Below are 18,317 nucleotides of genomic sequence, written 5' to 3'. Positions count from 1 at the left end.
GCCGGAATCACAGCCCGATCACGGCGCGGACGGCTTCGGCCGTGGCGGCGGCGACGACGGGTTCGCCGCCGGCCACGCGGATGGCGGTGTCGGGATCCTTCAGGCCGTGGCCGGTCATCGTGGCCGTCACCCGGGCATCCTTCGGAATCCCGCCGGTGGCAATGCACCGGATGAGTCCGGCGAGCGGTGCGGCACATGCGGGCTCCACCATGATGCCCTCGGTGCGCGCGAGAAGCCGGTAGGCGTGGAGGATTTCGTCGTCGGAGACGCTGCGGATGGCCCCGCCCGACTCCCGCGCGGCGGCGACCGCGCCCTGCCAGCTCGCGGGGTTGCCGATGCGGATCGCGGTGGCCACCGTCTCCGGGTTGGCCACTGGATGGCCGAGGACAATCGGGGCGGCCCCGTCGGCCTGCCAGCCCATCATGCGCGGCCGCGTGACGGTCCTTCCCGCGGCCGCATACTCCTGGAACCCCTTCCAGTACGCCGTGATGTTGCCGGCGTTGCCCACGGGCAGGAAGTGAAAGTCGGGGGCGTCCCCCAGGGCATCGCAGATCTCGAAGGCGGCGGTCTTTTGCCCTTCGATGCGCACCGGATTGACCGAGTTCACGACTTCCACGGCCCCCGTCTCACCCAGTTCGCGGACGATGCGGAGGGCGTCGTCGAAGTTGCCCTCGATGCTGACGGTGGTTGCGCCGTAGAGCAGGGCCTGTGAGAGCTTGCCCATGGCGATCTTGCCCCGGGGCAGGACCACCACGCAGCGCATTCCGGCGCGCGCGGCATAGGCGGCGGCGCTGGCGCTGGTGTTGCCGGTGCTGGCGCACACGACGACCCGCGCACCCCGCTCCTTCGCCCGGGTGATGGCCATGGTCATGCCCCGGTCCTTGAAGGAACAGGTCGGGTTCATGGCCTCGTATTTCAGGCGAAGGTCAAACTGCCCACCGATTGCCGCCACGAATGCAGGCACCGGAATCAGGGGGGTGTTGCCCTCCAGCAGTGTGACCACGGGGGTGTCCTCGGTGACGGGAAGGAACTCCGCATAGCGGCGGATCACACCGGGCCAGGAGAGGACGGGATTCATGGCAGTGGCTATTCGAGGTCTTCGACGCGGATCATGACCGGCGCGGTGCGCACCACCGGGAGCGCCGCAATCTGTCGGAGCACCCGCTGGAGGGTGGCATTGGGGGCGTCGTGGATCATGAGGATCACCGGCACGGTGTCGCCGGCGTGGCCTTCGGGTTGGATGATCGAGGAGATTCCGACGCGGGCGCGGGCCAGGACGCCGGAAATCCTCGCGAAGACCCCGGGGCGGTCCACAACGGCCAGACGCACGTAGTAGCGGGACACGACCTCGGCGAGGGGTATCACGCGGCCGTGAACCTCATGGGCCACAAATGGCGGCACCCGGCGATGCGAACCGTGCTTCAAGTCGAGCACCGCGTCGGCCAGGTCGCTCAGCACCGAGCTCGCCGTGGCCTCGGCGCCCGCCCCGCGACCGTAGAAAAGGGCATCGCCCACGATGTCCCCCCGCACCGCCACCGCGTTGAAGGCGTCCCCCACGGAGGCCAGCACGTGGGTCTTGGGGACGAGCGCCGGGTACACCGACGCCTGGATGGCGCAGGACGGAGGCGGACCGGACCGGCGCGACCGGGGGCGCCGGTCCTGCGTGAGGCACTTCACGATTCCCAGCAGCTTGATGGTGTAGCCGAGGCGCCCCGCAAATTCGATGTCCAGCGGGGACAAATCCTGGATGCCCTCGGTATGGACGGAGGCCGGGTTCACCCAGAAGCCATGTGCGAGTGAGGCGAGGATGGCGGTCTTGTGCGCCGCATCATGGCCGTCCACATCCAGGGACGGCTCCGCCTCCGCATATCCCAGACGCTGGGCGTCCACGAGCACGTCGGCAAACGCCACACCCTCGCGCTGCATGCGGGTCAGGATGTAGTTGCAGGTGCCGTTGACGATGCCGGCGATGCGGGTCACGCGGTTACCGACGAGCGATTCCCGCAGCATCTTGATGATGGGGATGCCGCCGGCCACGGAGGCTTCGTAGTACAGGTTGACACCGTGCCGTGCCGCTTCAGTGAACAGTTCCTCCCCGTGAGCGGAGACAAGGGCCTTGTTGGCGGTCACCACAGGTTTGCCCGCCCGCAGGGCCGTGACCACGGCGTCGCGTGCCGTCGTTGTGCCGCCCATCAACTCGACGACCACCTGGACATCCGGATGGAGGACCACCTGACGCCAGTCGATCCTGAACAGTTTGCCGGGAATGCGGGCCGCACGGGAGCGCGCGGGATCCCGCACGGCGACCGCGGCGACGTCGAGCCGGATGCCGAGGCGCGACGCCATGAGGGGGCCGTTGCGTGCGAGGGCATTCCACACCCCCCCACCCACGGTTCCCGCCCCGATCAGACCCACCTGGACCCGCTGCATACGAAGTCGGCAACGCTGCCGCGGTCGGCAGGTCGGGACAATCCTTTTCCGGACTTCAATGGGCTCCCAACGCCCGACGGCGCCGCGCAACCGCCGGGGTCATGCCCCGGTGTCCCATCTCCCCGTGGGCGCCGCAGCATGGGCGACCCCCCGGGATCGTGAGCGTTCCGAGGCCGGCGTTTTCCGCTCCGCGGCGGATGGGCGGTTCACTCCGTCCGCTCAGTGTCCCGCATCATTGAGCGTCCAGTCATAGTCGGTATGGCGCACGCGGACCTTGGAGGCCCGTCCCAGGGCCTCCGCCTGATCTGCCGGAAGGTAACGACGGACGTAGTCCGCGAGGGATCCGCCCTCCGCCGTGAAGTCGGTCTTGTACCACTTGAAGATGGGTGACAGCCAGAGGGTGTTGTCCCGGGCGTCGAAGCGGTTCTTGAACGGGATCGCCAGGAAGGTCCGGGCCTGGTCGTCGAGTTGATCCTCCAGATCGTTCCCTCGGAAAGGTTCAGTCCGCAGCGGCGGGCAGCCGCGCGCCGCGCAGACCAGGGCGAAATGGATGCGCGGCTCCCCGTACTCAGGGCGCAGAACCCGGTTTTCGAGATGACTGAGCGACATCATCTGGCCGCCGAAACGGACGTCGAGCTCCCGCCATGCGGCGCCGGGCAGGAGGCCGATGCTGCGGATGCTCCGGATGGGATACCGGTCGCGGATGACCCGCAGCGTGGTGGCATTGTAGAGATTGATAAGGAGCGCGAGGCGCTCCATCCGCGGCCACCCGGCAAACTCCGCGGCGGGCAGCGCGGCGAGTTCGTCAAGATAGGCATCCAGTGCCGCGGGTGAGGCCTTGAGCGCCGCGTAGTTGACTCCATGGGTGGTCACGGTTGCGGCCAGCACGCGCGCGAACCGTTCGTGGTCGGCGTCGAAACCGTGGGCCCAAAGCGGACCGGCCAGGGTCAGCAGGAGCGAAATCATTAGGGCGTTGACCCGAAGGTGGGGACCAACGGCCCGACGGCGCGAATTCACCGAGGCAAACGGGTTCGCTGTTGTCCTGCATGGCTGCAGGCCAGTGACGTCATTCAAGGGCACGGCAGCTCTCCGGTTGCTCACGGTCTTCATCGGCGGCTGGCGGTGCCCGGCCATGAAGAAAGTTGTCATCGCAGGCGGCGAAGGCGCAGGTATCCCCCGGGGGTGGTCGTGGGTGCCGGCAGGTGATACGGGGCCGGTTCGGCGGTTGGAAAGTTCATTCCCGTGGACTGCCAGCCGCCGAGGTCCTCGCTCCATTCCAGAAGGACCGGCGCCCGGCCGGGGCCGGTGATCGAGAATTCCCAGTGGCCATCGGGCCGGATGCGGAACGCCTCCAGTTGCGGTGGCGGGGCCTGCACGGAATCAATCGCGGTCTGAAACGCCTCGATGGGGCGCGTCGCGGTGCTGTCCTGATAACTGAACCGGGCATAAATCAGCTCCCAAAGCCGGTGGGAGGGCGAGTTCGTGACTCCGTTGATGATGGCGAACGTTGGCTGTCCGGAGGTCGGGCCGAACAGGCCCTGAAACCGGCGTGAGGAATCCTGGACCACCAGGGGGATCCGATAGATCTGCGCAAAGGTGGTTGTCGCGTTGCGGTTGGCGTCGTTGTTGTCGGCCTGGAGGTTGACGCCGATGTGCAGCACCGGGAGCCCCTCGGCATTTCCGTCCTGTTGGGAGTACCGGTCGCCGATGCCCTGCTGAATCTGAGGCGCCGCCGCCCGGCAGACCGGGCACCAGTGGGCGAAGAAATCGAGGAACAGCACCTTGCCCTGCAGTTGTTCCGGGGAGACCACCTGACCGGTCGCGCGGTCCACAAGATTTGTGATTTCGGTGACGATGTCGCCGGGGCGGAGAACGGACGCGGCGTTCAATGCGGACGCCATCGCGAGGGCGAGAAGCAGGGTCGGTGTGCGAGGGGAGTTCACGGGGATTGGAGGGGTCCCGCCTGCTCGAACCAGGACGCCGTGGTCTGCGTGAGGGTGATATCCGGGGAGAACTGGACTTCGGTGCCCACCTCGACGGCCGGAATTGTGGCGGCCCGCAGGGTGAGCGTCGCGGCCGCTGCGAGCACCGGAAGTGGATGGCCCCGGAAGCTCATTTGCAGCTGGTGCAACCGGCGGCGGAACCGGCGCCGGCGAAAGCCCGGCCGGTCTCGGTCTGAAGGGCAAGGGGTTGGTCAAAATTCCAGATCGCGGACGTGGAGAATGTCATGTCCGGCTGGCTCACCAGGCGCTGGGCGGCAATGCCCGGTCCGGCACAGCCCGCCAGCGGGACGGCAACGACTGCGAGAACTCCGGCGCACCGCTTCGGGAAATTGTTCATCCTGAACAGATGCCGATGGAGTCGCGGCATTCCCGAAAACCTTACGCGGAGGACCCCGGCCTCTCCGGGGGGCGGGTTGGCCAACAGCCCGCTGTGCGGCGCAACGACCGACGGTGGCGTCCCGGATCAGCGGCCGCCGGTTTTGCCTGCAGGCTCGAAAACCACGCGGAAGCCCAGAAAGTCGCCGCGCCCGTCGGGCTCATCGTTGTTGCGGCACGCGGATTCGAGAAATGCGGGAGTGACCCGGTCCCACGAACCCCCCCGAAGCACGCGGTAGCGCGTGCCGCCGCCGTCCTCCTCCAGCCCGGGAAACTGTTGGAGCGTCTCCGTGGAATTCATCTCCCGGCGGTAGAACGTGTCGCACCATTCCCAGACATTGCCGCCCAGGTCATGGATGCCATGGCGATTGGCGCTGAACACGCCGACCGGTGCGGTGCGGCTGTAGCCGTCCCGATAGGTCAGGATCTTCGGGCTCAGGTCGGATTCGGCGTCGCCATAGTTTCCCGCCATGGGCGGCGGCGGCCAGTCGTCGCCCCAAGGATAGCGCGTTTCCCCGACGGCGGCGGACCATTCGGCGTCCGTGGGCAGGCGGAAGCGATCGTTGGGGCCCACCGATCCCGCCGCCCGTTCCCGGGCGGTGAGCCATTCGCAGAAGCGGGTGGCGTCCACAAAGCTCACGCCGCAGACCGGGTGATTCGCGGTCTGCGGGAAGCCGGGCTCCATCCAGGTCCGGTCGCGGATGCGCCAGCCTTCGGGACCGATCGCGTACATCTTCCCCGTCGCGTCGTATCCGGTGGCGTCCACAAAGGCCCGGAAATCCCGGACGCGCGTCTCCCACACGCTGAACAGCACGGCGACGCCCGGCACCGGGACGAACCGCATGCCGAGCGTGTTGGTGAACGGATGGTCCCGGGATGCCTTCGCGGCGGGGCGGACCGTGGCCGCCTTGGCATCGGCCGCGGCCAGTCGCGAGCCGGCCGGTGGAGCCATCAAGGCGGCGCCGGCAAGGGCGACGAGCAGTGCGCGTTCCAGGAGCGGCACCCGCGTCACCCAACGGGTCGGACGCTCGACGACGGAGGCGGACACCGCGGGATCAGCGATCGGGCAGGGCCACCATGCCACCCGCCTCGATGGTCTGCCGGGGCATCTTGAGGCGTGAGGGAACGGTGGCGGTGGGCTGGGTGCCCACGTTGTTGATGTTGTAGGTCTCGCCCATCACCGAGGTCGGGAAGCGTCCGCTGCCGAAATAGGGGGCGAGATCCGCTTCGCTGGGCGTGTCGTTGTCGCCCTTCTTCTGCTCGGCGGCCCAGAGCTGTTTCTGATTATCAATGACCCTGAGGTTGTTGATGATCGCGTTGTAGCGGCTGGTGGCGAGCGAGCCGTTGATGTTGGGAATCGCGATCATTGCCAGCAGACCGATGATCATCACCACGATCATGATCTCGATCAGGGTGAACCCGGCGCGCGCCAGTGAGCGCCGGCGGCGGGGGGGGATGGATTCAAGCTTCATGGATGGAAAATCTGATTTCGGTGACGGAGGTCAACACCGGGAAACGGGAATCGTTGCTCCGGCAGCATCCGTCGGTCGCCGCGAATCTTCAAGAACCACCGGAGCCACCCGACGGCGTTGATACCAGGCCACGCCGAGCAGATCGAACAGCCCCCGGCCAAGGCGGTTCCAGACACCGTACTTGGAGACGCCGGCCGTCCGGGCCCGGTGCATCACCGGGACCTCCCGGCATCGAAAGCCGCCGCCGGCCACGAGGATCGGAAGGAACCGGTGCAGTCCGTTGAAGAGGAACACCCCGGCAAGGCATTCCCGGCGGAAGGCACGAAGCGCACAGCCGGTGTCGGCGAAATCGGCCCCCAGCGCCAGTCTTCGGGCGACCCGCGCCACCCGCGAGGACACCCGCCGCACCCGCGAGTCTCTCCGGTGAACCCGATGGCCGCAGACAAAATCCACCGAATCGAGGAGCGACAACATCCGCGGCAGCTCGGAGGGGTCGTTTTGAAGGTCGCCGTCCAGGGTGCAGAGCAGGGGCGCATCGGAGCGGATGATCCCGGTCCATACGGCGGCACTTTGCCCGCGGTTCTCCCGGTGGCGGATGCCGCGAACCCGGGGATCCGTCGCCTGCGCCGCCAGCACCTCGGTCCAGGTGCCGTCGCGGCTCCCGTCGTCCACCAGCACCAGTTCCCATGGCCGTGATTCCCCGGCGAAGACCCGGATGAGCTCGGTCACCAGCGGGGCGACATTCGCGGCCTCCTCGAACAACGGAACGACGATGGTGATCTGCGCGGGCACCGGGGGCATCCTATCCGCGGGAGTTTTTCGAGGCCAGTTCGGGCTCGAATTTTGCCGGGCTCTCCGGAATCGTCCCGCCGTGGACCCGCAACCCGACCACTGCCGCATGCAGCGTCCGGGCCAGTGCCTTGCGGTCGGGTCCGGCGGGCAGCGCCCCGCCAAAGGCAATGCGGGCATGCACGGCGTCGCGCGCGAGCAGGTTGAGAAAATGGGGCATGAATCCCTGGTCCCCCCACCAGGCGACGTCCCGGGCGACCGATCCCGGGCGGACACTGTAGTCGAGCGCGACGGGTGCCACGTTCCAGCCCGCGGCGACGGCCGGCGCCAGCAGGGACGCGCGGAACGGCAGCACCTGGCTGCCGTCGCTGCTGGTCCCCTCGAGGAACACCACGACGGGAATGCCCGCGGCCGTCACGGGCTCGAACTGGCGGGCCACTGTCACCAGGTCCTCCTTGCGCTGGCGGTTCAGGAAGAGGGTTCCCGCGCACGAGGCCAGGGTGCCCAGGATCGGCCAGCTTCGGACCTCCGACTTGGAGACAAACACCACCGGGGTGGCGGCGGCCAGCATGACGATGTCCGCATACCCGAGATGATTGGCCCCGTAGAGCGTGGCGTCGGGCGGCGTGCCCGCGGTTTCAAAGCTCCAGTCCAGGATCCGGCACAGCCGCCGGGCGTGCCGTTGGGTCCAGGCGGCCCGCACCTTGAAGTCCCGACCGTCATGCTCCCGGGGTGCCACCTGCCGGCGGAAATCCCGGACGCTGGTCACGTGAAACCAGAGGAACGCGGAAAAACGGCGGGCGGTGCGCAGTGGACGGCGGAAAGTCATGCGTTTTGGGAGCGCTGCAGGACGGGCTCAGGGGGCGGAGCCTATCGGTGCAGGCCGGCACAGGGAAGCAGGGAGGAATGGCGGGGGCATGCCGACCGGATTTCGTGCGGGATCGGGCGGTCCGTTCGGATGTTGGCCTTGTTATGGTGCCTGATGGTTCCGGACGCGAGTGCGGCCGCACAGACGCCACCGGTGATTCCCGCCGAAGGCCTGCTCCACTGGTGGCCTGATCCTGCCGAGGGCATGGATGAGGTCACCGGACGCAAAGGCGTTCGCCGGGGTCTCGGCCCCCAGGCCTCGGATCCTCGGGCGCGATTTGGGGGTTTGGCCGGCTGGATGGAGTTGGGGCCGGGCATCACCAACACCACGTTCACGATCACATGCTGGATCCGGCGGGTCTTGCCCGATGGCGGCGGGGCGAACGGTGGGATCCTTGTGCTGGATTCGGGACTCCAGGACTGGTGGGGCCTCCAAGGCTATGGGTGTTCGAACTGTTGTGCAGTTGCCAGTTGGTCCGCCGGCGCCCCGGCCGGCCAGACGCCTTGGGTGGTCTTGGGTGACGATTGGCATTTTCTGGCAATTCGGGTGGCTTCATCCGGGGTGGAGATTCTGCTGGATGACCGCTGGTCCGTCAGGGGTGTTGTGCCAATTCCAGCCGTAGGTCCTGCAACCACGCTTTGTGTGGGAAACAGAGCTCTGGGAAATGACCCTTGGGATGGGGACATCAGGGATCTCCGCATCTATGGCCGCGCCCTCACCGACGTCGCGATCCGTGAACTGAGCGGGCAACCGCGGCCCGAGCCTCGGGCCCTGCCGACCGGCGGACCTGCGATCGTTCCGGAACACGTGGCGGTCCATGTCGCGGGTCCGATGGCCTATCGGGTTGCCCACTGGACCACCGATCACGGGCTGCCCACCGCACATGTCCAAACCCTGCTTCAGCGGGGCAACGGAGCGCTATGGCTTGGATTGGAACACGGGCCGTTCCAATTCAACGGGCGGCGCTTCGAGCTTTTGGACGGCGTGGAAAACGAACTTGCCCGGACATCCCCCGACGTGATCTGCATGACGGAGCATCCAACCGGGACGGTCTGGCTCGGCCTGTTTCGCGGACTGTTGCGCCTGAAGCCCGGGGTGCCGCCGAAGGTCTTCAGCCAGTTGAGCCCGGCCTCGTACGTGCGCGCCATGGCCCCGTCGGGCGATCACGACCTTTGGGTGGCCAGTTATCGGGATGAGGAGCCCCGGGGTCTGGCCCAACTTTGGCGCATTCACGGGATCGAGGAACGAGTCGAGTGGGTGACTGCGCTTCCCGGGCAGGTGCAGCAATTGTGGCAGGGAAGGGATGCCCTCTGGATCGCCACCGAGGAACCGGACGCGCTTTGGCGACGGGACCTCGCGACCGGTGCCCTGGTGATGATGGCCCAGTTTGAGGACGACGATGGAGATCCGGACTCCCGGCCGGATTGGGTACCGCCATGCGTGAGAGTGGCCGATTCCAGGCCGGATGGCGGCGTCCACGCGCGACTCTGGATGGAATCACTCGACGGAGCCCAGTGGTCGGAGGTGCGCGTTGACTCGGGAAAGCAGGGCTTCCATTGGCGGCGTCACGCCGGCGGCACTTGGGAGTTCGCAGGGGCTACTGCCACTCCGGTCGCAGAGGTTTCGGGTCGCGGAATGAAGGGTTGGTTCGCGACCTCTCGCGGCCTTCTTGAGTATGACGGCAGCGCTTGGACCCATGTGCCGATCGGCGCCGGCATTGAGGACTCCAGCATCACTGCGGTCATCCCGAATCACGAGGGAGGCGTTTGGGTGGGAACAAGGACCCAAGGGGTTGCCCTGGTTCAAGCGCCCCTGATCCGCGTTCCGGGGGCGCCTGATGGGTTGGCGGGAAAGAATACTCATTCGGTCACGGCCTCTCCTGACGGACGACTCCTTGTGGGTGTCCACGGGTCTGGCATCGCAATCCTCGATCCCGGGACGATGAAGGCGGCGCCGCTGCCATCATTTCGACCCGGATTGGGACTCTGCGCGCTTTTCCAGGATGGACGCCTGATCTCCGCTGCTCCAAATCTTGAGGGTGGTCCCGAGGTGACCCGCGAACGAGCCAGTTGGCACCTCCATTTGATCCGTTCGAATGGGTCAAGCCCGAATCTTGCCGAAGTTTCCCAAGTCCACGTGGCCCGGGATGGCACCCCCTGGCTCGTTCGTGAACGTGAGTTGGTTCAGATCCGGAGGCTTCCCGATGGGCAACCATCTGGACTAATATTTTGTAATGAAGGGCCCGACTTCCGGGTGTGGACGCTCCATCCGGACCCGCGGGTCCATCTGATCGGAATCGCGGAGGATGCTTCGGGCCGACTTTGGGTGGGTACCGGCAATCACGGCCTGTTCCGTATTGAAGGCGAGCAGGTGGCCTGGTTCCCGGATACCCATTCTCCTCCCGAAAGCATGTGCGTTCCCTTGGGATTTTCGCCGGATGGCACCCTGTGGCTGGGCAGTGAAAATGGCCTCGGCATCTGGAGGGATGGGGCCTTTCGATGGATTCGACCTGCCGACGGACTTTCGGAGTCCGTCGTGTGCGATATGGAAGAGGCGGAGGGTCACGTCTGGTTCGCCGGAAAACGGGGCGTCCATGCGGTGCGGCGTCAGGAATTGGAGGATTTCTTCGCAGGCCGGATCCCGCGGGTAAACCCGCTGAGTCTCGCACGATCCGACGGGTTTCCCCCGGGGGAAGCCCGCCTTAATTTCCAGCCGGCCATGGCTCGCTGTGCCGATGGCAGCATCTGGGTGGCGACCTCGGGAGGACTCGCCGGCTTCGATCCGCGCGAGGTGTTGGAGACGCTTCGGCCTCCTCCCGTGGCGATTGCGGCGATCCTCTCGAACGAGCGACCCTTTCCTGCCGTTGCCGAACGAATGGTCCTGCCGCCGGGCGGAGGCCGGGGCGTGGAGGTCCTGTTCGACAGCGTGAGCTTCACCACCCCGGAGCGGGTGACCTACAGTTATGAAATCATTGGGCCAAACACACAGATCCATCGCGAAACCTCCCAGCCCCACGCGGTCCTGACCCATCTCCGGCCCGGAACCTATCGCGTGGCGGTGCGGGCCCGCGGCGGAAGCGGCCTCGTCAGCAACCCACCGGCCCGGCTGGAATTCGAAATTCTGCCGCGGTATTTTGAAACGGTCTGGTTTCGGGGGCTCTCGATGGCTTCGGTGGCCGGTGCGGTGGTCGGGTTGGTGTCCCTGCGGTTGCGCAGCGCCCGCCGCGCCTCCCGGATTGAGCAGGAACTCCGGTTGACCGACCAGCGGCGCAAGATCGCACAGGACATGCACGACGAGCTGGGGGCCGAGCTCACCCGGATGACGCTCCGCCTGGGAGGAAATGGAGGGGTGTCGTCCGGCGTGTCCCCGGGGGCCTTGGGACCCGGGGCCGATCCCCGAAGCGTTCTGCGGGCCCTGGACGAAACGGTCTGGGTGGTGAATCCATCCAAGGATTCCCTCGAGAGCGTGGTCGGCTACCTGGAGGCCTGGATGGAGGATTTCTTCACCGGCTCCCCGATGACGGCGGTCTTCGACCTTCCCTCGGAAATCCCCAAAATCCTCGTTCCGGGCGACTGGCGGCATCACCTGCTGCGGTGGGTCAAGGAATCCTGCTGCAACGTGCTGCGGCATTCCCGGGCCACGCACGTTCACTTCACCTTCCGCATTGATGCTGGCGGGCGGGCGGTGGAGGTCGTGATCCAGGACAATGGCTGCGGGTTTCGGATGCCGGCCATCCCTCCAGAAGTGGGAGCCGGAGCTGTGGCGGCGGCGGAGCCCGCCAACGGCCGCGGTGGCAACGGTCTCGGCAGTCTGCGGGACCGCGCCCGTCAGCTCGGGGGGCGGATGGACATTACCAGCGCGCCGGGGCAGGGGACCTGTGTACGGATGGTAGCGCCACTGCCTTGAGACGGAATCTGTGGGTTTCCGGCGACCCGCACTCGAATGATGCAATGCAACAACGGAGGCCGGGATCACGACTGGGGGTCGCCTCCTTTCCTGGCCTTGGCCACGGCCTCGTGGCGGCTGTGGACGTGCAGCTTTTCGTACAGGCGCCGGATGTAGGTGCGGACGGTGTCCAGCTTCAGTGACATGGCCTCGGCGCATTCCTTGTAGCTGCGTCCGCGGGCGAGCAGGTCGAGAAGCTCCGATTCGCGGGGCGCCAGCCCGGCCACGGCCACGGCCTCGGCATCGGGGCTCCGTCCCTGGAATTCGTGGACCAGCTTGCGCGCGATGCTGCTGCTCATCGGGGCCCCGCCCGAATGCAGGTCTCGGATCATTCCGGCGAGCTGGCCCCGGAGATTCCGTTTGAGGATGTACCCGCTGGCGCCGGCGCGGAGTGCTGCGAAGACGACGTCGTCGTCGTCAAACATGCTGAGCACCAGGAACTGGGTGGACGGCAGGTTCGGTTTGTGAGCCCGAATCAGGTCAATCCCGCTGCGGCCGGGAAGCTGGATGTCGGTGACCACCACGTCGGCCATGCCGGCGATCAGGTCCCGTTCGGCCGCCTCGGCCGTGCCGAAGGTGCCGGCGACGTTGAGATCGGCCTCGTTTCGCAGCAGTGCGGCGAGTTCCGACGCGAGTGCGCGGTCGTCCTCGACCAGGATCACCTGGATCGGGGCCGCGGCGGGCGTGACGGATGTCTGAGCCACGTAGAAAGGCTACCGGGGCGACGTGAGGCGTCGAGGGCCAGACGGATCCGGTCCCGGAGTCAACATCGCCCACCAAGCCGCCCAAACACTTACGGCGTCATGTCGCATGACGATGCGACACGCGGTGTTCTCGATGCGGAGAGGCTGCCGCGGAGATGAGGTCCGGAGTCGGGCGATGAATGCGCCCTTCCCGTGCTGGTAGCTCTTGGGCGGTAGGTCTTCCCGCGTTCCCTGCGGTTTTGACCGTGGGCGTGGCGGAGTAAATCTGGGTCGCGGATGGAACACGCCGCTGCCAATTGCTGGTAGGGACACGCTCCCGCACGTCCGTAATTTCTTCCGCACAGCGTGTGGAGTGACAGCGGGGATCGGGGTTATGGTGCTTGGATGGTGGAACGTCGCGCGTTCCCAGCCCGGGGAGGCCACCCAGCATTGACCTGTCCCTATGTCTGGACCGCCGGCCCCGTTGCCGGTGACTGTCTTGATCGGGGGAGGTTTTCGGCTGGATGGGTGAGGCTCCCGCGAACCGCGCGGGCAACCTTGGTACCTGGGCTGTGGGGACTCCACGCGCGGACGGCTCGCGAGGACTCTCGCCCCACCGCGAGGGGAGTTCGGGACCCTTCGCCTGTCCCTCTGTCGGGATCCCGGAGGGGCGACCCGGCAATGACCCGTCCCTATGCGGGAGGTGGCACTTCGAGCCGGTGGACGTCCGCCGCGCCTTCCAGCAGGCCTGATCGGCCGAGACCCACGGCCATGCCCCAGCCCGGTCAAATCAGATGAAATGCCCTGCGGCGAGGCGGTGAGGCGGTGCAGCAGGGGCTCCGTTGAGGCTGGCCACATTTCCGTTCGAGGTTCATGATCCGAATCCATGCATTGGATTCGAACCGGCTGGGCCGTGCTTTTGGCCGGGGCTGGCGTTCAGGCGCATGCTGTCGCTCGGGATTCGGAGGCCGTCCCCTTCGAGCCGGAAATCCGGCAGTTCGAGCTGGCGGACCGCCAAACCCCGCCGCCGCGTGGTCCGGTCCTTTTTGTCGGCAGTTCCAGCATCCGGCTTTGGACCAATCTGCCTGCGGTATTCCCGGGGGAACCCGTTCTCAACCGCGGGTTTGGCGGCTCCACGATGCGGGACCTGCTGCTGCACTTTGATCGGGTGGTGACGCCGTATCGCCCGCGGATGATTGTGGTGTACGAGGGGGACAACGACCTGGCGCGGGGCGCGCCGGCCGACGCCGTGGCGTCGGATGTGCTGGAGTTTCTCAATCGGGTGGAGCGCCAATTGCCCGGGACTCCGGTCATCCTGCTTGGGGTCAAGGCAAGTCCCAGCCGGCGGTCATTGATGGAGGCCCAGCGGGATCTCAATGCCCGGATGGCGGGTTTCGCGCGGCAGCATCCGAATATTGAATTCGCGGACACGTTTGCCGTAGTCCTCGACCCGGATGGGGAGCCGGATCCGGCGTATTTCGAGCCGGATGCGCTCCATCTGAACGCTGCCGGCTACGCGGCCTGGACGCCGGTGATTGAGCGCGCGATTCGCAGGGCACGCACCGGAGGGGACCGCCCATGAAGCGCCCCCGATGGCTCGTGCCCTTTGCCCTGGCCGCATTGCTAGGCTGGTGGGTCAGCCGGCCGACGGGGCCGTCGTTTGTGCGCCTTCCCGGGTCGGGTGTGATGATGCCGGAGTGGCAGATGGACAGCCTGACCGGGGAACCCGTGGATTCAGCGCAGTTTGCCGGACGGGTGGTGGTGCTCAATTTCTGGGCGACCTGGTGTCCTCCCTGTCGCCGCGAGATCCCCGAGCTCAATGCCGTTCACCGGGCCTGGTCCGAGAGAGGGGTCGCGGTGCTCGGAGCCGCCACGGATGAACGGGGGGCCGCCGTGGTGGGCCCATTTGCCAGGCGCCATCGAATTCAATACCCGGTCCTGATTGCCGACACCAACCTCCTGGAGTCCCTCGCCATCGCCTCGTTGCCCACGACCCTCGTCATCGCAACCAACGGCCAGGTTGTGGCCCGCTATCTCGGAACCCTCACCGAACGGGAGATCTCCAACGTCGTGCAGCCCCTGCTGCCGCCACAGTGAGTGCAGGCCCTATCCGGGCGATTCCCCGCCGGTTCCCGCCTGCTCCTCCACGTCGGTCGTTTCGGAAGACTCGGCGGCTGAGAGGCGCTTCAGCAACACCCGCCCCACCCGCAATCCCTCGAGATCCTCCACCATCAGATCGAAGCCGCCGATCGCAATGCGATCCCCACGGCGGGGGAAGCGTCCGAGCCGCTGGGTCACCCAGCCGTTGAGGGTGGTCACCCCGTCGGTCTCCAACGCCGTACCCGTCAGCTCCGACAGCTCGAAGAGGGGCAGCGAGCCCGCGAGCTCCCAGCCGTCCTCACCCCTCCGGGACATCCGGGGGCCCTCGTGGTCGAATTCGTCCTGAATCTGCCCGACCAGTTCCTCCAGAATGTTCTCCAGCGTGAGCATGCCGGTGGTGCCGCCGTATTCGTCCACCACGAGGGCGAGGTGGAGTTTCCGCTCCAGGAAGAGCTGGAGGACCCGCTCCAATCGCGCCGTCTCGGGCACGTAGATGACCGGGCGGGCGGCCGGGAGCAGGTCGGCCCCGGTCAACGCGCGGTTCCGAAGGGCGACCAGGTCCTTGAAATGGACCACCCCGGGTGTCCGGTCCAGATCGCCGCGCTCACACAGCGGGAAGCGGGAGTACCGGCTGCGTTCTGCGACCTCCAGACAGGCTTCCAGCGTTGCGGCGGTGTTGAGCGCCGTGATCTCCCGCCGCGGGCGCATCACTTCGCGCACCACCCGGCGACGCAGGTCGAGGGAATTGAGCACGATATCGTGTCCGAGCTCGGTTCCCGCGCCGTCCTTGGCCCCCGAGAGGATCATCAGCCGCAGTTCTTCAGGACTGTGCCGTTCATGTTCGTCGAGCGGCTCGACGCCCAGGCGCTGCGCCAACCACAGCGCGGTGCCACTGATCACCCGGATCAGCGGTCTTGCGATCTGGAAAAACCAGCTGAGCGGTGTGGCAATCATCAGCGTGACCGGCTCGGTCTTGTTGATCGCCAATGCCTTGGGCAGGGCCTCCCCGAGGATCATCAGGACAAACGACATGATCACGAAGCCCGCACCGATGAGGACCCCGTAGGCCCAGTGTCGGGGTGGTAGCCCAAGGGCATGCAGCAACGGTTCTGCGACCACCTCCACCATGGGCTCGACATACCGGCCAAGCGCCATGCCGGCGAGCGTGACCCCAAGTTGGGTTGCGGTAATCGCGGCATTGAGGTTCCGCTTGAGCCGGAGCGCGTCCCGGGCGCCGCGGCGCCGCCGCGCCACCAGGGTGTCGAGCTGTGTCTCCCGGATCTTCACGAGCGCCAGCTCCGAGGCGACGAAGAACCCGTTCACCAATACCAGCAGCAGCGCCACTGTCAGACGCCCTGCCAGGGTCCACAGCATCTCCAGGTTCACAGCGTCACCTCCCCGAAGACCGCCTTGAGGACGTCCGACAGCGTCAGGAACCCCCGCTCCCGCCGGCTGTTGTCCACCACGATGGCCAGCGGCTGCCCGCTCCGCTGGAGACGGCGCAGCGCCTCCTCCAGCGGCAACGACTCGCTGAGAAAGAGCGCCGGACGCAGGTAGTCCCCCGCCACCTTCCGTTCCGGCGCGCCCGGGCTGTACAGGATGTTCTTCAGGCTGACCACCCCCGCGATGCGCGCCGAGGTCAGCCCCGAATCCCAGACCGGCAAGCGGGTGTGCCCCCGACGGCTGTAGAGCTCCAGCACCTCGGGAATCGGGGTTCGGATGTTGACCGAGTCCGCGAGGGTGAGCGGACGGGCGATTTGCCCGACCGTCCGGTACTTCAGGTCGAGGACCCGGTGGATCAGTTGACGTTCCGTGGGATGCAGGCGGCTGGCGGGATCCAGGACCACGTCGCGCACTTCGTCGCGGCTGGCGAAAAACTGGCTGTTGAGGGAGCGTCCGCCGGTCCAGCGCAGCAGCTGGGAGGTGAAGCTCTCGATCAGCGTGACGAAGGGCCAGAGGAGCGCGTGGACCAGCCGGAATGGCCAGACGAGCCACAGCGCGAGGCGGTCGGGAAACTGGCGGAAGAGGGCCTTGGGCAGCAGGTCGTTCACGACGTACAGGCAGAAGGCGATGATCCCGATGAGCCCCCAGAGCACCCAAGGCCATTGGCCCACCCGTTCGTTCAGCCAGAACACGGTGATGACCACGATGAAGAAGTTCGCCAGGGTGTTCCCGACCAGCACGGTCCAGAGAAAATTCTCCGGATTGGCGAGGTAGCTCTGGAGGGCGCGGGCGCCCGGACGCCCCTCGCGCACCCATTGCCGGATGCGGAGACGGCTCACGGCCATGACGGCGGCCTCCATCCCGGAGAGGAATGCCGACAGCACCAAGGCTGCGGCGAGCACCGGCGCCTGGAGCAATTCGAGATTCATGTCCCCCCTCCGACGGCCTCGACCATCAGTTCTCGAACCCGTCGTTCGTCCGATGCCCGCACCGTGAAGCGCACGCCGCGGTGGAGGAACACCTCCCCTGGAGCCGGCACGACTTCGGCCAGCTTCACCACAAGGCCGCCGAGGGTGTCCACGTCGGGATCACTCCCCAGCCCGGGGAACTCCCGGGCAAAATCATCCAGCCGCATGGCCCCGTTGACGCGCCATCGCCCCGGAGCCATGCGCTCCATCACAAAGCCTTCCGCCTCCCCTTCACCCCGGATCGGTCCCACGACGGTTTCGAGCACGTCTTCAAGCGTCACCAGCCCCGAGGGACCCCCGAACTCGTCGAGAACAATCGCGAGGCCGCGGCGCTGCCGCTGCAGGGCTTGGAACAGCGCCATCAGGTTCATGCTTTCCGGGACGAACGAGGGGAACTCCAGCGCCTCGTCCAGGTCGGCACCCGGCGCCAGCAGCAGGGTTCGGGTGTTCAGCACCGCCACGATGTTTTCCGGGGTCTCGTCAAAGAGGGGAATCCGGTGGTGCCGGAGTTCGCGTGCGGACCGCGCCAGGTCCGCGACCGGCAGATCGTCGGGCAGTAGCACCATCTGCGCCCGTGGGCGCATGGCATCCCGGGCGGTCCTGCGGTTGAGGGCGAGGATGCGGTGGATGATGTCGCGTTCGGCGCGTGAGACCGCACCCTGCTGATGCGCGAGATCCACCAGGTCGGCGTACTCCTCGGCGGTGACCTCGACCCGCGTTGGCGGCGCCCAGCGGAGTACCGGACTGAGCAGTCGGTCCACCACGTTTCGGGCGAAACGGATCACCGGTCCGGTGAACCGTACGAAGAGCCGCATCGGCCGGGCGACGCGCAGGGCCCAGGCTTCGGGGCTTCGAACGGCGAGGGCCTTGGGCGTCATTTCGCAGGCGATCAGCAACACGGCGAGGAGCACCAACAGGACCAGGAAGCGCTCCCAGAGGGCCACCCCGAAGCTCAGCAGACCCAGCGCCACCAGCAGGAAGTTCGACACCGTGTTGCCGAGTACCAGGCTCGCCAGGAGTTCGTCGGGACGCGCCAGCAATCCGGACACCACCGCCCCGGGGGCTGGACGTTGCTCCGCCAGGCGCCGGGCCCGCCAGGGCCCGAGGGAAAAAAGGGCGGTTTCGGCAGCGGCGAAGAAAAAACTGAACCCCACCAGCAGCAGCATCAGGGGCAGCACCCAGTTGGCGGGCAGCGGCACGCGTTCGAGCATGCGCGAGGGGGCCCAGCCGTTCAATCCGCC

The 18,317-nt window shown here is 66.9% G+C and carries 17 protein-coding genes; 3 read left to right on the top strand and 14 right to left on the bottom strand.

Translation table 11 applies throughout. From position 1 onward, the window contains the following. Nucleotides 1–7: 7 nt before the first annotated feature. From KF791_12805 to KF791_12760, 10 genes are all read right to left on the bottom strand, one after another. Nucleotides 8–1,078: a threonine synthase gene (locus KF791_12805; protein MBX3733462.1), complete on the bottom strand. Its 1,071-nt coding sequence runs from the start codon at nt 1,076–1,078 to the stop codon at nt 8–10. 8 nt (nt 1,079–1,086) lie between these two features. Next, nucleotides 1,087–2,430 carry a homoserine dehydrogenase gene (locus KF791_12800; GenBank protein ID MBX3733461.1) on the bottom strand — a complete coding sequence of 448 codons (1,344 nt, stop codon included), beginning with the start codon at nt 2,428–2,430 and terminating at the stop codon, nt 1,087–1,089. Nucleotides 2,431–2,649: 219 nt separating this feature from the next. Then, nucleotides 2,650–3,396: a DUF547 domain-containing protein gene (locus tag KF791_12795; protein MBX3733460.1), complete on the bottom strand. Its 747-nt coding sequence runs from the start codon at nt 3,394–3,396 to the stop codon at nt 2,650–2,652. Nucleotides 3,397–3,575: 179 nt separating this feature from the next. Further along, the gene (locus KF791_12790) at nt 3,576–4,373 is read right to left on the bottom strand and encodes a TlpA family protein disulfide reductase (GenBank protein ID MBX3733459.1); all 798 of its coding nucleotides are present in this window, start codon (nt 4,371–4,373) and stop codon (nt 3,576–3,578) included. Then, nucleotides 4,370–4,546: a hypothetical protein gene (locus KF791_12785; protein ID MBX3733458.1), complete on the bottom strand. Its 177-nt coding sequence runs from the start codon at nt 4,544–4,546 to the stop codon at nt 4,370–4,372. The genes KF791_12790 and KF791_12785 overlap by 4 nt, the downstream gene beginning before the upstream one ends. Next, on the bottom strand, nt 4,543–4,770 hold the full coding sequence (locus tag KF791_12780; protein ID MBX3733457.1) for a hypothetical protein: 228 nt from the start codon (nt 4,768–4,770) through the stop codon (nt 4,543–4,545). The genes KF791_12785 and KF791_12780 overlap by 4 nt, the downstream gene beginning before the upstream one ends. Before the next feature lie 126 nt (nt 4,771–4,896). Beyond that, a complete protein-coding gene (locus KF791_12775) occupies nt 4,897–5,856 on the bottom strand; it encodes an SUMF1/EgtB/PvdO family nonheme iron enzyme (GenBank protein MBX3733456.1) in 960 nt (319 codons plus the stop codon). A 7-nt stretch (nt 5,857–5,863) separates the two neighbouring features. Beyond that, the gene (locus KF791_12770) at nt 5,864–6,280 is read right to left on the bottom strand and encodes a prepilin-type N-terminal cleavage/methylation domain-containing protein (GenBank protein ID MBX3733455.1); all 417 of its coding nucleotides are present in this window, start codon (nt 6,278–6,280) and stop codon (nt 5,864–5,866) included. Between the two features lie 30 nt (nt 6,281–6,310). Then, a complete protein-coding gene (locus KF791_12765) occupies nt 6,311–7,081 on the bottom strand; it encodes a glycosyltransferase family 2 protein (protein ID MBX3733454.1) in 771 nt (256 codons plus the stop codon). A gap of 1 nt (nt 7,082) precedes the next feature. Next, complete coding sequence (locus tag KF791_12760; protein MBX3733453.1) at nt 7,083–7,898, bottom strand: 1-acyl-sn-glycerol-3-phosphate acyltransferase; 816 nt, start codon at nt 7,896–7,898, stop codon at nt 7,083–7,085. Nucleotides 7,899–8,027: 129 nt separating this feature from the next. Between KF791_12760 and KF791_12755 the strand changes: the two genes are divergently transcribed. Beyond that, nucleotides 8,028–11,843 (top strand): hypothetical protein, encoded by a 3,816-nt coding sequence (locus KF791_12755; GenBank protein ID MBX3733452.1) that lies wholly within the window; start codon nt 8,028–8,030, stop codon nt 11,841–11,843. Between the two features lie 65 nt (nt 11,844–11,908). Here the strand turns inward: KF791_12755 and KF791_12750 are convergent, their stop codons facing one another. After that, complete coding sequence (locus KF791_12750) at nt 11,909–12,586, bottom strand: response regulator transcription factor (protein ID MBX3733451.1); 678 nt, start codon at nt 12,584–12,586, stop codon at nt 11,909–11,911. Nucleotides 12,587–13,451: 865 nt separating this feature from the next. Here KF791_12750 and KF791_12745 point away from each other — a divergent pair. Then, on the top strand, nt 13,452–14,147 hold the full coding sequence (locus KF791_12745) for a hypothetical protein (GenBank protein ID MBX3733450.1): 696 nt from the start codon (nt 13,452–13,454) through the stop codon (nt 14,145–14,147). Further along, entirely contained in the window at nt 14,144–14,662 is a 519-nt protein-coding gene (locus tag KF791_12740) for a TlpA family protein disulfide reductase (protein MBX3733449.1), read from the top strand. Before KF791_12745 ends, KF791_12740 begins: the two co-directional genes overlap by 4 nt. 9 nt (nt 14,663–14,671) lie before the next feature. Here the strand turns inward: KF791_12740 and KF791_12735 are convergent, their stop codons facing one another. The 3 genes from KF791_12735 to KF791_12725 are packed head-to-tail and all read right to left on the bottom strand — an operon-like array spanning nt 14,672 to nt 18,242. Beyond that, entirely contained in the window at nt 14,672–16,039 is a 1,368-nt protein-coding gene (locus KF791_12735; protein MBX3733448.1) for an HlyC/CorC family transporter, read from the bottom strand. A gap of 8 nt (nt 16,040–16,047) precedes the next feature. Next, a complete protein-coding gene (locus KF791_12730) occupies nt 16,048–17,037 on the bottom strand; it encodes a DUF21 domain-containing protein (GenBank protein ID MBX3733447.1) in 990 nt (329 codons plus the stop codon). Beyond that, nucleotides 17,034–18,242 (bottom strand): HlyC/CorC family transporter, encoded by a 1,209-nt coding sequence (locus tag KF791_12725; GenBank protein ID MBX3733446.1) that lies wholly within the window; start codon nt 18,240–18,242, stop codon nt 17,034–17,036. Before KF791_12725 ends, KF791_12730 begins: the two co-directional genes overlap by 4 nt. Nucleotides 18,243–18,317 lie beyond the last annotated feature (75 nt).

It is taken from the genome of Verrucomicrobiia bacterium (assembly GCA_019634635.1).
In the GTDB taxonomy this organism is placed as follows: domain Bacteria; phylum Verrucomicrobiota; class Verrucomicrobiia; order Limisphaerales; family UBA9464; genus UBA9464.
Note: the sequence above shows the minus strand (reverse complement) of the source record. Positions and strands in the feature narration are given on the sequence as shown.

Bases quoted from the DNA above. Each gene is read 5' to 3' on its own strand.
- KF791_12740 (MBX3733449.1), top strand. From the start codon at position 14,144: ATGAAGCGCCCCCGATGGCTCGTGCCCTTTGCCCTGGCCGCATTGCTA.
- KF791_12725 (MBX3733446.1), bottom strand. From the start codon at position 18,242: ATGCTGCTGCTGGTGGGGTTCAGTTTTTTCTTCGCCGCTGCCGAAACC.
- KF791_12765 (MBX3733454.1), bottom strand. From the start codon at position 7,081: ATGCCCCCGGTGCCCGCGCAGATCACCATCGTCGTTCCGTTGTTCGAG.
- KF791_12760 (MBX3733453.1), bottom strand. From the start codon at position 7,898: ATGACTTTCCGCCGTCCACTGCGCACCGCCCGCCGTTTTTCCGCGTTC.
- KF791_12745 (MBX3733450.1), top strand. From the start codon at position 13,452: ATGCATTGGATTCGAACCGGCTGGGCCGTGCTTTTGGCCGGGGCTGGC.
- KF791_12785 (MBX3733458.1), bottom strand. From the start codon at position 4,546: ATGAGCTTCCGGGGCCATCCACTTCCGGTGCTCGCAGCGGCCGCGACG.
- KF791_12770 (MBX3733455.1), bottom strand. From the start codon at position 6,280: ATGAAGCTTGAATCCATCCCCCCCCGCCGCCGGCGCTCACTGGCGCGC.
- KF791_12780 (MBX3733457.1), bottom strand. From the start codon at position 4,770: ATGAACAATTTCCCGAAGCGGTGCGCCGGAGTTCTCGCAGTCGTTGCC.
- KF791_12805 (MBX3733462.1), bottom strand. From the start codon at position 1,078: ATGAATCCCGTCCTCTCCTGGCCCGGTGTGATCCGCCGCTATGCGGAG.
- KF791_12730 (MBX3733447.1), bottom strand. From the start codon at position 17,037: ATGAATCTCGAATTGCTCCAGGCGCCGGTGCTCGCCGCAGCCTTGGTG.
- KF791_12800 (MBX3733461.1), bottom strand. From the start codon at position 2,430: ATGCAGCGGGTCCAGGTGGGTCTGATCGGGGCGGGAACCGTGGGTGGG.
- KF791_12795 (MBX3733460.1), bottom strand. From the start codon at position 3,396: ATGATTTCGCTCCTGCTGACCCTGGCCGGTCCGCTTTGGGCCCACGGT.
- KF791_12735 (MBX3733448.1), bottom strand. From the start codon at position 16,039: ATGCTGTGGACCCTGGCAGGGCGTCTGACAGTGGCGCTGCTGCTGGTA.
- KF791_12755 (MBX3733452.1), top strand. From the start codon at position 8,028: ATGTTGGCCTTGTTATGGTGCCTGATGGTTCCGGACGCGAGTGCGGCC.